This window comes from Thermogladius sp. 4427co (genome assembly GCF_051933805.1).
Classification (GTDB): domain Archaea; phylum Thermoproteota; class Thermoprotei_A; order Sulfolobales; family Desulfurococcaceae; genus Thermogladius.
Genome location: NZ_CP196893.1, coordinates 1270094 through 1283412 on the forward strand (window position 1 = coordinate 1270094; position 13319 = coordinate 1283412).

Here is a 13319-nt window from a genome sequence, read left to right on the forward strand (position 1 = left end):
AAACAGCTGATTCAATAACCTTTCAAAATACCGAGGAGCGGTATTGGAGCCCACTCAGGCCTGTATTTCAACTCGTATACGAGCTCGTAGAGCGCCCTCTCGACTATCCACGGCTTGAGGAATTCGTCTACTTTCTCCAGTAGCCTAGGGCCGAATCCGTGTAGGTCTCCAGGTACTGTAGAAGCAAGGTAGGAGTAGACCATTGACTTCAAATGCCTAACCCTCCAGGCTGTTGAAGGGTCATTCTCTAGGAGGCTTCTAGCAGTCTCATCAATACTCTTCCCGTAAGCGTTCATAACGGCTGCGAAAGAAAGATAGTGGAAGCTCCTAGCTAGCGAGGCTATGTCTCTGAGAGGAGGCTCTTTCTCAAGTCTCTCCTCGAGGCTTCTACCCGGTTCTCCTTCGAAATCGATAATATAGAACTCGTTCTCGTCCTGGTTGTATATCATCTGTAGTAGGTGGAGGTCCTGGTGGGTTCTCGCCTTGAACCCTTTAGAGTACAGGTCTAGCTGGGATACTGCTTCCCTTACCACTGGTAGAGCCTTGTCTTCGAAAAGGCTCCTCCAATACTCTAGCCAAGGGAATCTTCCGGCTGATAAGTAGGCGTCGAAGAGCTCGAGGGCTGTTTCAACCCTTTTCTCGATCCTGCTAGCCCACCTAGATATATCGCTATCAGCCACCTGCTCGAGGCCGAAGAAGCCATGGTCCCCGGGTTTGTTCAATGCTTTGTGCAAGCCTCCTACTACAACGCCTAGTTTAGCAGACAACCCTACGTTCACTGTAGTAGAAGTCCCCGAGAGCCATTTAAGTAGCTCGGTGTAGAAAGGGTAGCCTGCATCGTTGAATCCTTTAACGTAGCCTGTTATAATAGCTATAGGCTCTCCTTCTTCGTATACAACCCCTTTCAGCTGTGGCGTATTCCTATATCCCTCCCTCCTAAGTTTTGTCAAGCATTCTACCTCGATATTAACCCTCGGTACAAGCCTGTAGCTTTTGAGAACTAGCCTCCCTACGTCTGTCTCGAGGAGTGCTAGAGCATTAGTCGACTCTAGGGTGAGGGGTCTAGCGTCTAGAACCCTTGGCTCTCTCCCATCTACGAAGTCTAGGTGTAGTCCTTCAATAGTCTTGGCTAGGCTGAGGAATCTCTTATCGTATTCCGCCTCGTAGATCATCCTGCCTTCGAATCTAACGATATTCTCCTCGGGCAGATTAGATGGTTCCCCGTATGTGAAAGAAGCCTGGTAGACCTCCTCTCCGTCTGTGATCCTTACGTGGAGTATCCCGTCTCCAACAGCCTTCTTAACAACACCCGGCTTCCTACCCCCTGTTTTCCACGGCCACCAGCGTGCTCTCGTAACGTATTCTCCGAGAAGGGTTCCTAGAGCCCTATCCCAGAACTCTTTGTCCATTACTCTTCATCTACAATGCTCAACATGTTCTTCAGATAGTTCTTCAGGTCGATAAGGTTCTTAACTTCTCCTCTCTCGATTAAGTAGGCTAGGTATTCGTCGCCGAGGGCTGCCCGGGCCCATTGGGCTATATAACCCATTCTAAGATGCTTCTCGAGGATCTCCGGGTCTACGAGCCGGTATTCTATGATAGCGTAGAGCTGCCTATAATCCCTGAAGCTAAGGGGTATTGCTCTACCTGTCTCGGGTTCTGTCACATAGTATGGTTCGGCAACCTTCTTCTCCTTCACTAACTGCAGCGTCTTCTTAAGCCTAGCACCCTTCTCAGTCAGCTTAAACCCTCCACCAACCCTCTCTACAAGCCCCTCCTTCTCCAGCATCCTAAGGTACTTCCTAACGCTCGACGAGGAGAGGCCGAGAGACTCCTGAACCCTCGAAGCATCCAAGAAACCGTTCTCGTCAGCCAACCCTATAATCCTCAAATAGTAGTTCCCCAAACCCCTGCACCTACACGTATATAGATCACTACAAAAATATAACCGTTTCCCAACACAACACCCCCGAACACAAGGCAGACAACTAGCCCGGAACAAACCCTTTATACAAATTCCCATGTCGGACATGGGATTTTTGCCTAGGTCCCGTGTTGGCAAAAATGGATCAGGGGTGTATTGGAGATCGCTTGGTGTAATGAATTAACTAGACACTTTAATGATTGATCAATCTGGATCTTCCCATGTAGGTCATAGGAATTTTGTCTAAAACCATAGCACAGAAGGAGGTGATCACCCCTCATGATCACTTCCTCGGGATAGAAGGCTAGTGCAAAACGTAAAATTTAAATACGGGAACCCTTCAAATATCTAAATCAAGAACCAAGCTCGGAAACAATCGAAAAGAATTGAAAGTTCACAGTGAATAGAACCGATACCATTCACAGTGAATTACGGAAACAATCGAAAAGAATTGAAAGTTCACAGTGAATAGAACCGATACCATTCACAGTGAATTACGGAAACAATCGAAAAGAATTGAAAGATATAATCACGTAAGAACTTGTAGTTGAATGCGGGACCAAACAGGGAAACAATCGAAAAGAATTGAAAGTGATTGTTGAAGCCCGACTTGTCATACCATTTGCCCGTTGAAGGAAACAATCGAAAAGAATTGAAAGTAATATTCCTCCCTGATAGCTCGAAGCCAGCCAGGTTCCTGAGGGAGAAACAATCGAAAAGAATTGAAAGCTTTCTTCTCCTCGGCTTTCTCCTCGCTGAAGAAGCCCTCCGAAACAATCGAAAAGAATTGAAAGTCTTAGCAGATATAATTTGCTTAACAATGTTGAGAGATAGGAAACAATCGAAAAGAATTGAAAGCTGATCGAAGAGACTTTCAAGAAGTTATGCGAGGAGGGCTTCTGAAACAATCGAAAAGAATTGAAAGTACCATCCACGTATTACCAAGCAAGCGAAAAGCTTATTACCCGAAACAATCGAAAAGAATTGAAAGTTTTTTTTAGCGTGATAAAAATTTTCCGCCATTAGGCAAAGAAACAATCGAAAAGAATTGAAAGTCTTCTCCTACCCCTCCTTCTTTCCTTTCCTGCTAGGAAACAAGAAACAATCGAAAAGAATTGAAAGGTAGACCGTGAGGTAATTGATACATATATTATCGAGCAGTTGCTGAAACAATCGAAGAGAATTGAAAGTATGGAAGCCTATAAGACGATCCAAAAACTCAAAGAGTCTACTAATGAAACAATCGAAAAGAATTGAAAGCTCCCGTTGAGCGATCTCGGCGTATCTCCAGCTGAAAAACCTGGAAACAATCGAAGAGAATTGAAAGATATAATGAAAAGGGGGTAGGTGGTTAGAAAAGAATTGGTTAGGAGTGTGCGAGTGGTTGTTTTGGAGCGGGGTGTTTTAGAGGGTATTATCAGGTTTGCTCTGCTTGTTTTAAGAAAGAGGATTGGCTGGGCTGAGCTTGAGAAGGTTGAGGTTAAAAAGTCGAAAATATACATTATTATCAGGCTGTCACGTGGGCCTAGGGTTAAGCTGATCTACTACCCTGGTAGGAGGGATATAAGAGTATACTCCGGTATGAAAGGCCTCGACCTTAGCTTGAAGAGGAGCCTTCAGAGGGAGCTTCGTAGGGTGGGTGGTGTTGGAGAAGAGCCCTCATAAAGAGAGGATTAAGATAGCTGTGTACCTTCTAAGCAAGTTTATCCACAATATCGAGAATATATCTAGGAATGACGCTGTCGAAATGCTTAGGAAGGAGTATGAGAGGCATGGCTTAAAGCCTATAATGGGTAAGTCCATACCCCCCGATATATTCGATAAGGAGTTGGCGACAGTCTACGTTATAGGGAAATACGGGCTCAGCCTCGACAAAGACTACCCCGAGGTGTTTAAGAAACTCTTCTACATCGAGGAAGCCCTTGAGGAAGCACTTTCATCGTTTATAGCCGGAGAATATGAGAAAGGGAGGCAGATACTGAAAAGCGTTTCACCGTCTAACGTCGTAGACAGTAATACTATTGCTAGAATGCTGAGGATACCCCTCGTCAAATACGTCTTAGGGTTTGCCCAAGAGGAGGAGGTCGCCAGAATATTCAAGACGCTGTATGAAGCTTTGAAAGATGAAGAGAAGACTGTTAGGAACTACATTAGGTTCTTCATAGCGCTCAGGATAGCAGAAGGTATTAGGAGGGGTGAGGTGAGGAATAAGGCTTTCAAAGAAGCTTTCAAAAGGGCTATGGCTATAAGACTAGGGTTCCCGAAGTCTACCCCGAGCGACAAGTATATTGCTATAATAGCTGAAAACGTGTACGGTGTTCCCCGGGAGAAGCTAGCAGAGATACTCAACTTAGAGAGCGGTCAGGAGGATTCTCCAGCGAGCCCTAGCTGAGCCAGTAGGCCTTGCTCCTTCAATTTCTCGACAACCCTATCGTATAGAGCGGCGAGCATCCTCCTCATATCCTCCATTAACACTACATCGCTGTAGCCGTGTACTACGATAGAGTGGGCGAAGGGGCTTGGCACGTCGACCGGGCCGAACAACCTCACCTCGACATCCCCGTTCCTAACCCATTCCAGTATCTTCGCAGCTTCATCGATATGCATATAGTCTTCGAGTATCTCCCTGTAAGCCTCTTTCAGCACCGGGAAGTTTTCGATTTCTTCGACAGCGTTCAATAGTTCCTCAGCGTTAACCTGAAGCTTCTGTACACTCCTCTCGACATCCCTATACCTCTTCAATAACATGAAAGAACGTGTAGCAACATGCCTGAACCTCCTCTTCAAGAGCTCGGTCCTCCTCAGTACTTTGACGAGGATATTGTATAGCTCGCTAGGATTGATAGATTTGAAAACCCCAACCCAGTCTAGGTATGGGTGTCCTGGCACAGTTAGCATGAAGCCGTTGTCTGTAACAGTTATCTTAACATTCACCCCGAGGTGTTTGGAAACCATGTAAGCGTAAGCCCTAGAGAGAGCGTCGTTAGCCCTCCTACCGAATAGGCTGTGGACAATAATATTCCTCCTATCCTCCTCGTCGAATACCTCGATCAGGATTAGCTTATCGCTCGGTACAAGCCCGCCTGTGTAAGCAGACTGCTCCCATATATAGGATACTATCGACTTTGCAGCATCCCTGTCAAGCCTGTACTCCTCCATTACGAACCTCACAGTATCCTCGAAGCCCTCAGTCTTAAGCTTCTCGTGGACAAGCCTCCTAAACCTTCCTACTTCGAGCGCGGAATCGAATGCTAGAGGGAGCATTTCGCTAAACCAGCTGGGTACAGTCGGCCTCGCACCTTCAGCTCTTCTCACGATTACTTTCAAACCCCTGCTACCAATATACTCGTACACCCTCCCTCCCAGCACGAATAAATCGCCTGGCGAAAGGTATTCTACGAAGGCCTCCTCTAAATCCCCTACGTACTTCCCCTCGGTAGTGAAAACATGTGCTTTACTCTCGTCTGGTATAACGCCGAGATTCAGGTAGTATATCATCCTAGTAGACTTCTTCTTCCCGAAAACCCCTTCTTTCTCGTCGAACCATATCTTAGCGTATACTCTGTTATGCTCGTAGAAATCCCCGAGCTGGCCCGCAAGGTATTTGACGACGCTTATGAAATCCTCGAAAGGCAGGTCGTGGAAGCTATAAGACCTTTTAACCAGCCTGTACGCTTCCTCGATACTCCACTTCTTCTCTAACGCCATACCAACGATATGCTGGGCTAGAACGTCGAGCGGGTTCCGGGGGATCCTTATCCTATCTATCCTCCTGTCTAGAGCCGCCCTAGCTAGCACAGTGCACTCGACTAGGTCGTCTCTGTCTACGACTATAATCCTGCCTTTACTAACCTCTCTAATATGGTGCCCGGCCCTGCCAACCCTCTGGAGTAGGCGTGTAACGCTCTTGGGGCTGCTCAACAAGGCTACAAGGTCTATGTATCCGATGTCGATACCCAGCTCTAGGGAGGTTGAGCTGACAACGCATTTAAGCTGCCCGTTCTTCAGCTTCTCCTCTATCTCGAGCCTCACATCCCTGCTCAAACTACTGTGGTGGGCTTCGATCTCGTCTACGTCAACTATCTTCTCGCTCTCCATTATCTTCCTAAGCTTGTATACAACCCTCTCTGTAGCACTCCTCGTATTAGTAAATACAAGTGTGGTCTTATGCCTCTTGATCATTGATACAAGGGTTTTGTATATTGCTTCGTTAACTACTTCGGCAGGCGTATGGATCAAGTCTTTCACAGGCGTTACAACCCTTATGTCGATAGGTTTCGCAAACCTCGCGTCTACGATGTAGCAGTCTCTCGGCTCGCCGCTGTCTCTATAGCCTACGAGGAATAACGCTACGTCTTCTAACGGGGCTATAGTAGCGCTTAAACCAATCCTCTGGAGCTCTCTGCCAGCCAGGTTCTCGAGCCTCTCTATGCTAAGGCTTAGGTGGCTACCTCTCTTACTCGAAGCGAGCTCGTGTATCTCGTCTACTATAATAGTCCTAACATTCCTAAGCTTCTCACTGAACTTGGGAGCGTTAAGTGCTAGAGCCAGGCTCTCAGGTGTCGTGATAAGTATGTGAGGCGGGTCCCGTAGCATCTTCTGCTTATCGCTAGGCTTGGTATCGCTTGTTCTAACAGCTACTTTGATCTCGGGTAGTTCAATACCCATCTCCCTAGCTTCTCTAACAATCCCTTCTATAGGATCGTAGAGATTCCTCTTCATATCGTTATTCAAAGCCCTTAGAGGGCTTACGTATACTATCGAAACTCCCTCGGGTAGGCTACCAGTCTTTAAGTACTCTGAGTACAAGTTGTCGATCAAGCCGAGGAATACAGCAAGCGTCTTACCGGTACCTGTCGGTGAAGAAATGAGTACGTTAAACCCTTTCTTTACAAGCGGGATAGCCATCCTCTGGGGTGTTGTAAAAGCCTTGTACTTCTTCCTAAACCAGGAGGATACAAAAGGCTGTAGCAAACTAAATACTTCTTCATCGCCCACGTTGTCTTCAGCATATTTCAAAACCATCCCGGGTAACCCAATATCCCATTAGATACGCATGAGATTTAAGCAGTCTGACTACACGGTACTATATCGCAACCCCACCTTATTAACGTATATACTAGGCCGGCAATATTCATACATGTAATAATAGACAGCACTATCATCTTATAATACAAAAACATGAACAGGAGAGTCGATAGTACCGCCAGAAGGATTAGCTCTCCCGGTACAGTGCCTGCTCTGGAATACTTTTCGTAAACCCCTTTAGGCGTCCTCTTATACTCCATCCTAATCCTCAGCAATGCCCTGATAACCCCCTTGCTGATGGAAGGGGAGAGGGATACTGTTACAGCAGCTATCCTACCCATGTTCACAGCCTTATCCCACATAGGCCCCTCCAGACACCTTTGCTCAGAGTAGCTGAATAACGCCTGGGATAGAAGCCATAGGATAGTGAGCGGGTAGTACTCTAGGGCTAGGTCCCGGCGTAGAAACAGGCTTATTGAGCCGGTTACTAAAAACCCTATCCAGTATAATAGGACTATTACGTACTGGGATAGGAAGAAGATTGTCTCAGCCTTGTTAATCCACCTGCCGGCGCCTCTCAATATTAGGCTGGCTCTTGATACTGCTACATCTGTTGCCCCGTAAGCCCAACGCTCCTGCTGGGTTTTGAGAGATGAATACCTCCTAGGTACTTCAACATACACACGGCACGAGTCAATATACTCTACCCTGTACCCTTTCGCGAAAGCCCTAGCCCCTATGTCCATATCGTCCTGTATCCTATCCTCGTCCCAGCCCCTTAACTCTTCTCTGAGCACTCTTGCTTTGAAGATCGTCCCTGTCCCGAGCGGCGGTATATTGAGACCTAGCACAGACCTTGCTTTGAAAAGCACGTTGACTACGAACTCCATGTTCAGGGATATAGCTTTGCTGAGCCTGGTGTCAGTATTCCTCCCAGCCCACCTACCGACTACGGCGAAGAGTTTTTCATCTGATTTAAGGAGTCCAACACCCTTAGTGAAGAGACAGGGGTCGGGAGACGAGTCTACGTCTAGAACGTAGATGTAGTCGCCGGCTGCAGCGAACAAGCCGGTGTTCAACGCCCCGCTTCTAAAACCTTTTGGCTCAGCCCTCCAGATATAGTAGACCCTGAGCCTGCTAGACCATTTCCCAATAATACTCCTAAGCACTGGTAGGTAGTCTCCTGGGTCGTCTGATACTATTATAACCTCGAGGTTAACGCTTTCAGCGAGCTTAGAGAGGTTTTCGAGAGCTCTCTCAATATACTCGGCTGGCTCCCTCCGGACGGGTATTATTACAGAAACTAGTTCACCGCTATACCCCTCTCTAGCATCCTTCTCCCTATACCTACTAGAATAGAATGATAACACAGCGTATAACAATAGGAATAGGGACTGGGGTATGAAGAACAGGATTACCCCGAGAACCCCGATCGCTTCTAGAGCATTCAATAAACAGCACCGGTTAAATATATTAGATCCCTGGGAGTATTTAGAGAGTTAGGTGCCTGTCTTGGTTGTAGTAACCTGGCACGGCCACGCATGCGTTTCTATCACGTTGTCAAACGGGTACACGATTGTCATAGACCCTCACGACGGGGCTAGCCTCGGATTGAAGCCTCCTAGCGTAAAAGGAGACCTGGTACTCGTCACCCATACCCATTTCGACCACAACGCGGTAGAAGTCGTGAAAAAAGATAAGAGCAGGGTATTAATCGAGTTCGCGGGGGAGTCGAAGCTGGATAATGTTGTTGTAAAAGGGTTCCAGACATTCCACGATAAGCAACAGGGGAGGAGGAGGGGTAGGAATTACATATATTTGATCGAAGCAGAAGGAGCGAGAATAGCGCATCTCGGAGACCTAGGGCACGTGCCTGGAGAGGATGTGCTAGATAGCTTGAAAGGCATAGACCTCCTAATCCCCCCTGTTGGAGGGACGTTTACAATAGATGCTAGGGAAGCATGGGAGATCGTTGAGAAGACGAAGCCTGTTAATATCATGCCAATACACTACTGGATTAAAGGCTGTAATCTACCGTTAGCCCCTGTAGACGAATTCCTAAAGCTTGTGAAAGGCTACGAGATAACCAGGCTAGGCTCTAACTCTTTCAAACTCGAAGACTACAGGAATAAAGTGATCCTACCAGCCCCACCATAGTGGGCTATATGAGCAGGGAGTTAAGGCACTACGAGTCGGTTGGGAAGGAGATCGAAGAGATTAGGAGGCTTGCCGCCGAGTTTATATCGAAAACGTTTTCGAAGAGGTTTTACGAAGCTGAGAAGAAGATAAACGAGGTGTTAATAACCTGGAATATAGTAAGAGACTACTATAGATGGTTGAAGGATCGTGATGAAGAACTTTAGGCCGCGGACTGGTGAAGAAGGATCAACCGGCTGAGACTATAATAGATACAATCTTTTTTCAGACTATCCCTAGGAAGGATAAGAGTGTGAAGACGTAGCGGTCGTGGTGTTGGATGAGCTATACGTGGGAGCCTAGGTGGGAGAAGTTCAAAGTAGAATCTAACGGTATAGTCTTCTGGACGTGTAGAGATAGGATTACCGGTATGATAGCATGCCCGATCTGTGTTAACGCTTACGAGACGTGTATTAACGCCCGTGGAGGAGGGAAGGGCGAGGTAATCTTCTTCTACAGGGTTGAAGACCTAATATACCATTTAAGAGATTATCACGCCAGGAGTGCTTTCAGGCCGAAAGCAAAGCAGTAGGGCTGAGGTATTGAAACACAGGTTTTGCATCTACGGCAATATAACATTAGACTATATAATCGGGAACGGGAGTGTTGCAACCAGGGTTGGGGGAGGAGTATACTATTCTAGCCTACCAATTCTCGAGGAGGGTTTACCGGTAGAAGTCTACTCACTAGGCCCCTACTGGCTTTTCGAAGCATCCGGGTTATCCAGGTATAAATCGAATAGCGATTACTCTACTCACCCTACGGTATTTAGGATAGAATACTCTGGGGAGTCGAGGATTATGGAGGTACTAGAAGTCTCTCCCGCCCTCACGCCAAGGGATGTCCACACAGGGCTATGCGTCTCAGTAGTAAACCCGGTGCTAGGCGAGATACCTCCAAGCCTATTAAAAACGATAAGGGCGGGGTCGCTTATCCTAGCAGGCGATATACAAGGGTTTGTTAGAGCGAGGAGGAAAGGCGTCCTAGAATACGAGGCACCGTGGCCGATAAACCAGGTGATCGACTACTTCGATATAATACACATGGATGCTAGCGAAGCATTATACGTGGCTAGAGCAGAGAATATTGATGAAGCACTTGTAAAATTATCAAAGGCTATCAGGAGGGGTCTAATAGTGGTAACAGAAGGGTATAGGGCATCGTACATTGTTAAACCAGGACGCTTTATACAGCTGAGCGGTATAAGGCCTAAGGTAGTGGATAAGACGGGGGCAGGAGACTATCTACTCTCGGCTACTGTAATCTACCTGGCTAACGGGGTTGAGCCCGAGGAAGCAGTTGCTAGAGCACTGGATAAAACCGATGAATGGCTTTTCAAGAAGCCTGTTAACGCTTCATCGCGGGCTACCACCCTGATAAATTAGCGAGGTAACGTATATCCCAAAACCTTCCTCCGCACCCTTCTAATAACACTCGTGTACTGGATCGTCGTAAATATCTTTCAATTGTTTTTAATTGCTAAACCTGTATATGGTTATACTACTGGAAACCCTTGAAACGCTCTGGGTGGTGCCCGCTCTGCAAAATCTATTTTTGTTTACAACCCTTATATAATTTTACGCTCAGGTGATTACGAATACTACTTCACGAAACCCTTCCTGACCCTTCAACCCTTCTACGACCCCTTCTTCTCTAGCAAACTTTGTCTTAATACCAAGCCTGTCTTCGATCGCTTTCACGAGCTCGTCTTCTGAAGGCGCTCTACCGATGAACATTAGCCTCCCGTTAATGTAGATCTTAGGGTAGTCCGAGTACTCGTTTAGGAGAGGGTCGGCGAGCCATTCGTGGACAGGGGTGATGACGACCCAGATGCCTTTCTCCAGCATTTTCTCAGCTACATCCCACGCTATCTTCAATGCTTTATCGCTTTCCTCGTCGAAGCCTAGTACAATGTATAGTTCTACCCTAATATCCGGCTCTTCCAATTGAAGGCACCTGATACTCTATCTAGCGGAGGGATCGCTTTTAAACAAGAGACCCTTGCGGGGGAAAACCTAGTTCTAGGGCTTAACCTTCTCTTTCTTGACAGGGTGTATAGCGTCCTTAGGCGCTTTACTGAATGGTTCTAAATACTTCCTGAGAACCTTCGGGATGACTACGACCCCGTCTGGCTCCTGGAAGTTCTCTAATATAGAAGTAATCGTCCTAGTGCTAGCTATAGCCGTCGAGTTAAGGGTGTGTACATACTCTTTAACCATCCCCTTCCTCCTGACAAGCCTTATCTTAAGCCTGTACGCCTGCCAGTCTGTCACATTACTACAGCTAACCATCTCGCGGAACAATCCCTGGGCAGGCATCCAAGCCTCTAGATCGTATTTCTTAGCAGCAGGAGCCCCGAGGTCGCCGCTAGCAATATTTACGACTCTGTACGGTATTTCCAGCCCTCTGAATAGTTCTTCAGCATTCCCTATAAGCTCCTCCATCAAATCCCAGCTTTCTTCCGGTTTAGCAAATACGAATTGCTCGACCTTGTGGAACTGGTGGACTCTGAAAATCCCTTTCAAATCCCTGCTCCCAGCCCCAGCCTCCTTCCTGAAGCAAGGGCTTACGCCAACGTATTTGAGGGGGAGATTCTCCTCCGGGATCTCCTCGCCAGCGTGTAGAGCAGCCAGGCTGTGCTCGGCTGTAGCTATTAGGTAAAGGTCTTCGCCCTCTATCTTGTATATAGCGTCTTTGAAAGTCGCGTAGTCTATCACGCCCTGGATATACTTGAATCTCAACATGTATGGGGGTAGTACAAGGGTATACCCTTTCGAGGTCAGGTAGTCGATCGCGTAGGATAGTAAAGCTATATCTAGGAAGACTATATCGTCGAATAGGTAGTAGAACCTGCTCCCAGCTACCTCGCCGGCTTTAACAGTATCGCCTAGCCCAAGTACTTTCTCAAGCATATCTGCGTGTCCTACAGGCTTCCAGTCTATAAGCTCGTACTCAACGTGAAAACCATACTTCTCCGTCTGCTGCCTGAACTGCTCCAAGTACCCTACCCACACCTTTGGCTTCCCGTAGAATCTTATCGGCACGTTATACGAATCGTCCGGGCCGATCGGCACGCTATCGTGGACTATATTCGGTAGCTTCAACAGGATCTCTTCACGCTTAGCCTCGGCTTCTTCAAGCTTCTTCTCGTATTCTTCTATTATCGATAGCAGTTCTTTAGCCTCCCTCAATTTAGCTTCTCTCTCAGCACCCTGGAGGTTCGCTACCTCTCTGCTTATAACATTATGCTTATGCCTAAGCTCCTGTATCTCTGACAAAATCCTTCTCCACTCTAGATCCGCCCTAACAGCCTCGTCTACAATAGACTCGTCCATAAACCTTTTCCTGACATGTTTCTTTAACTCATCAGGATTTTCTCTGAGAAGCTTGAGAATACTCCAGCTCAGGGAAATCACCCTAACACTCTTTACAGAAGGGGGTACTAGGTATAAAAAATATTTCGAAGCTAGTACTCGAATCTCTCGCTCTCCTGCTGCCTCCGGTATTCTTCGACGATATCGTAACCGAATCTCTCTATAAACATTCTCCTGCCTTTCTCAGTCATCATAGTAGGATTCCAGGGAGGGTCATAGACTATTTCTATAGCGACATCCATGTTGAGATTCTTCTTTATCTCTTCTTCTATCATTAACGGGATCATGCTTGCAAGCGGACAGAAGGGTGTTGTAAGAGTCATCTTGATTTTAACAGTATTACCTTCTATATCGATACCGTAGATCATACCCAGGTTATAGACGTCTATGCCTATCTCAGGGTCTGCTATCGTCTCGAGGATCTCTATAATCTTTTTCTTCAACTCTTCTACATTACTCAATTAAACCACCTAAAGCCCGAAGAGCCTCCTCCACCAGCTCTTTCTCTTGATCTTAGTCTCGGGGAGTCCGTAAGCCCTCCTTATGAAATCGCTGTATACTCTCACAGGATGTGTCGAATAGTATTTTGCTAGCTCATACAATTGTTTCAACTCGTCTAGGGTTGCGTAGTCCAAAGGTATACCTTTGTAACCATTCCTCTCCCACTCAGCGTTTAGCCTCTCTAGGATCGATTGAACCCTGGTATCACTGTAGAAAGCCATTTTAACCTCTACATCCCTGCTCTCGTCTATAAGCCTCGTAATCTCGTTTTTAAGCCTGCTAACATCCTGCTCCAA

Annotated in this window: 14 protein-coding genes and 1 CRISPR repeat array; of the genes, 6 read left to right on the forward strand and 8 right to left on the reverse strand. The window is 46.8% G+C overall.

Annotation, left to right across the window (positions count from 1 at the left end; translation table 11 throughout):
• Positions 1-11: 11 nt before the first annotated feature.
• Both ACSU1N_RS07045 and ACSU1N_RS07050 read right to left on the reverse strand, forming a co-directional pair.
• Entirely contained in the window at positions 12-1409 is a 1398-nt protein-coding gene (locus ACSU1N_RS07045) for an alpha-amylase (protein ID WP_440059535.1), read from the reverse strand.
• Positions 1409-1906, reverse strand: coding sequence for a winged helix-turn-helix domain-containing protein (locus ACSU1N_RS07050; RefSeq protein ID WP_440059536.1), 498 nt, complete (start codon positions 1904-1906; stop codon positions 1409-1411). The genes ACSU1N_RS07045 and ACSU1N_RS07050 overlap by 1 nt, the downstream gene beginning before the upstream one ends.
• 387 nt (positions 1907-2293) lie before the next feature.
• A CRISPR array of direct repeats spans positions 2294-3251; the repeat unit is 24 nt; unit sequence GAAACAATCGAAAAGAATTGAAAG.
• 53 nt (positions 3252-3304) lie between these two features.
• Here ACSU1N_RS07050 and ACSU1N_RS07055 point away from each other — a divergent pair.
• On the forward strand, positions 3305-3589 hold the full coding sequence (locus ACSU1N_RS07055; RefSeq protein ID WP_440059537.1) for a hypothetical protein: 285 nt from the start codon (positions 3305-3307) through the stop codon (positions 3587-3589).
• Positions 3567-4316: a DUF2192 domain-containing protein gene (locus ACSU1N_RS07060; protein ID WP_440060302.1), complete on the forward strand. Its 750-nt coding sequence runs from the start codon at positions 3567-3569 to the stop codon at positions 4314-4316. The genes ACSU1N_RS07055 and ACSU1N_RS07060 overlap by 23 nt, the downstream gene beginning before the upstream one ends.
• On the opposite strand, the gene ACSU1N_RS07065 is transcribed toward ACSU1N_RS07060, so the two are convergent.
• Positions 4286-6949 (reverse strand): ATP-dependent helicase, encoded by a 2664-nt coding sequence (locus ACSU1N_RS07065; RefSeq protein WP_440059538.1) that lies wholly within the window; start codon positions 6947-6949, stop codon positions 4286-4288. The two genes, ACSU1N_RS07060 and ACSU1N_RS07065, sit on opposite strands and share 31 nt — an antisense overlap.
• A 38-nt stretch (positions 6950-6987) precedes the next feature.
• Complete coding sequence (locus ACSU1N_RS07070; RefSeq protein ID WP_440059539.1) at positions 6988-8403, reverse strand: glycosyltransferase; 1416 nt, start codon at positions 8401-8403, stop codon at positions 6988-6990.
• A 52-nt stretch (positions 8404-8455) separates the two neighbouring features.
• Between ACSU1N_RS07070 and ACSU1N_RS07075 the strand changes: the two genes are divergently transcribed.
• The 4 genes from ACSU1N_RS07075 (at position 8456) to ACSU1N_RS07090 (ending at position 10533) form a co-directional block, all read left to right on the forward strand.
• Positions 8456-9109, forward strand: coding sequence for an MBL fold metallo-hydrolase (locus ACSU1N_RS07075; RefSeq protein ID WP_440059540.1), 654 nt, complete (start codon positions 8456-8458; stop codon positions 9107-9109).
• A gap of 8 nt (positions 9110-9117) precedes the next feature.
• Positions 9118-9315: a hypothetical protein gene (locus tag ACSU1N_RS07080; RefSeq protein WP_440059541.1), complete on the forward strand. Its 198-nt coding sequence runs from the start codon at positions 9118-9120 to the stop codon at positions 9313-9315.
• A gap of 113 nt (positions 9316-9428) precedes the next feature.
• Positions 9429-9680, forward strand: a complete 252-nt coding sequence (locus ACSU1N_RS07085; protein ID WP_440059542.1) for a hypothetical protein — start codon at positions 9429-9431, stop codon at positions 9678-9680.
• Positions 9652-10533 (forward strand): PfkB family carbohydrate kinase, encoded by an 882-nt coding sequence (locus ACSU1N_RS07090; protein ID WP_440059543.1) that lies wholly within the window; start codon positions 9652-9654, stop codon positions 10531-10533. The genes ACSU1N_RS07085 and ACSU1N_RS07090 overlap by 29 nt, the downstream gene beginning before the upstream one ends.
• A 198-nt stretch (positions 10534-10731) precedes the next feature.
• Here the strand turns inward: ACSU1N_RS07090 and ACSU1N_RS07095 are convergent, their stop codons facing one another.
• The 4 genes from ACSU1N_RS07095 to ACSU1N_RS07110 all read right to left on the reverse strand — a co-directional run bounded on the left by ACSU1N_RS07095 (position 10732) and on the right by ACSU1N_RS07110 (position 13319).
• Positions 10732-11094: a hypothetical protein gene (locus ACSU1N_RS07095; protein WP_440059544.1), complete on the reverse strand. Its 363-nt coding sequence runs from the start codon at positions 11092-11094 to the stop codon at positions 10732-10734.
• Between the two features lie 75 nt (positions 11095-11169).
• On the reverse strand, positions 11170-12555 hold the full coding sequence (gene serS, locus ACSU1N_RS07100) for a serine--tRNA ligase (RefSeq protein ID WP_440060303.1): 1386 nt from the start codon (positions 12553-12555) through the stop codon (positions 11170-11172).
• A 59-nt stretch (positions 12556-12614) separates the two neighbouring features.
• Positions 12615-12983: a metal-sulfur cluster assembly factor gene (locus tag ACSU1N_RS07105; protein ID WP_440059545.1), complete on the reverse strand. Its 369-nt coding sequence runs from the start codon at positions 12981-12983 to the stop codon at positions 12615-12617.
• Positions 12984-12992: 9 nt separating this feature from the next.
• Positions 12993-13319, reverse strand: a complete 327-nt coding sequence (locus ACSU1N_RS07110; RefSeq protein ID WP_440059546.1) for a hypothetical protein — start codon at positions 13317-13319, stop codon at positions 12993-12995.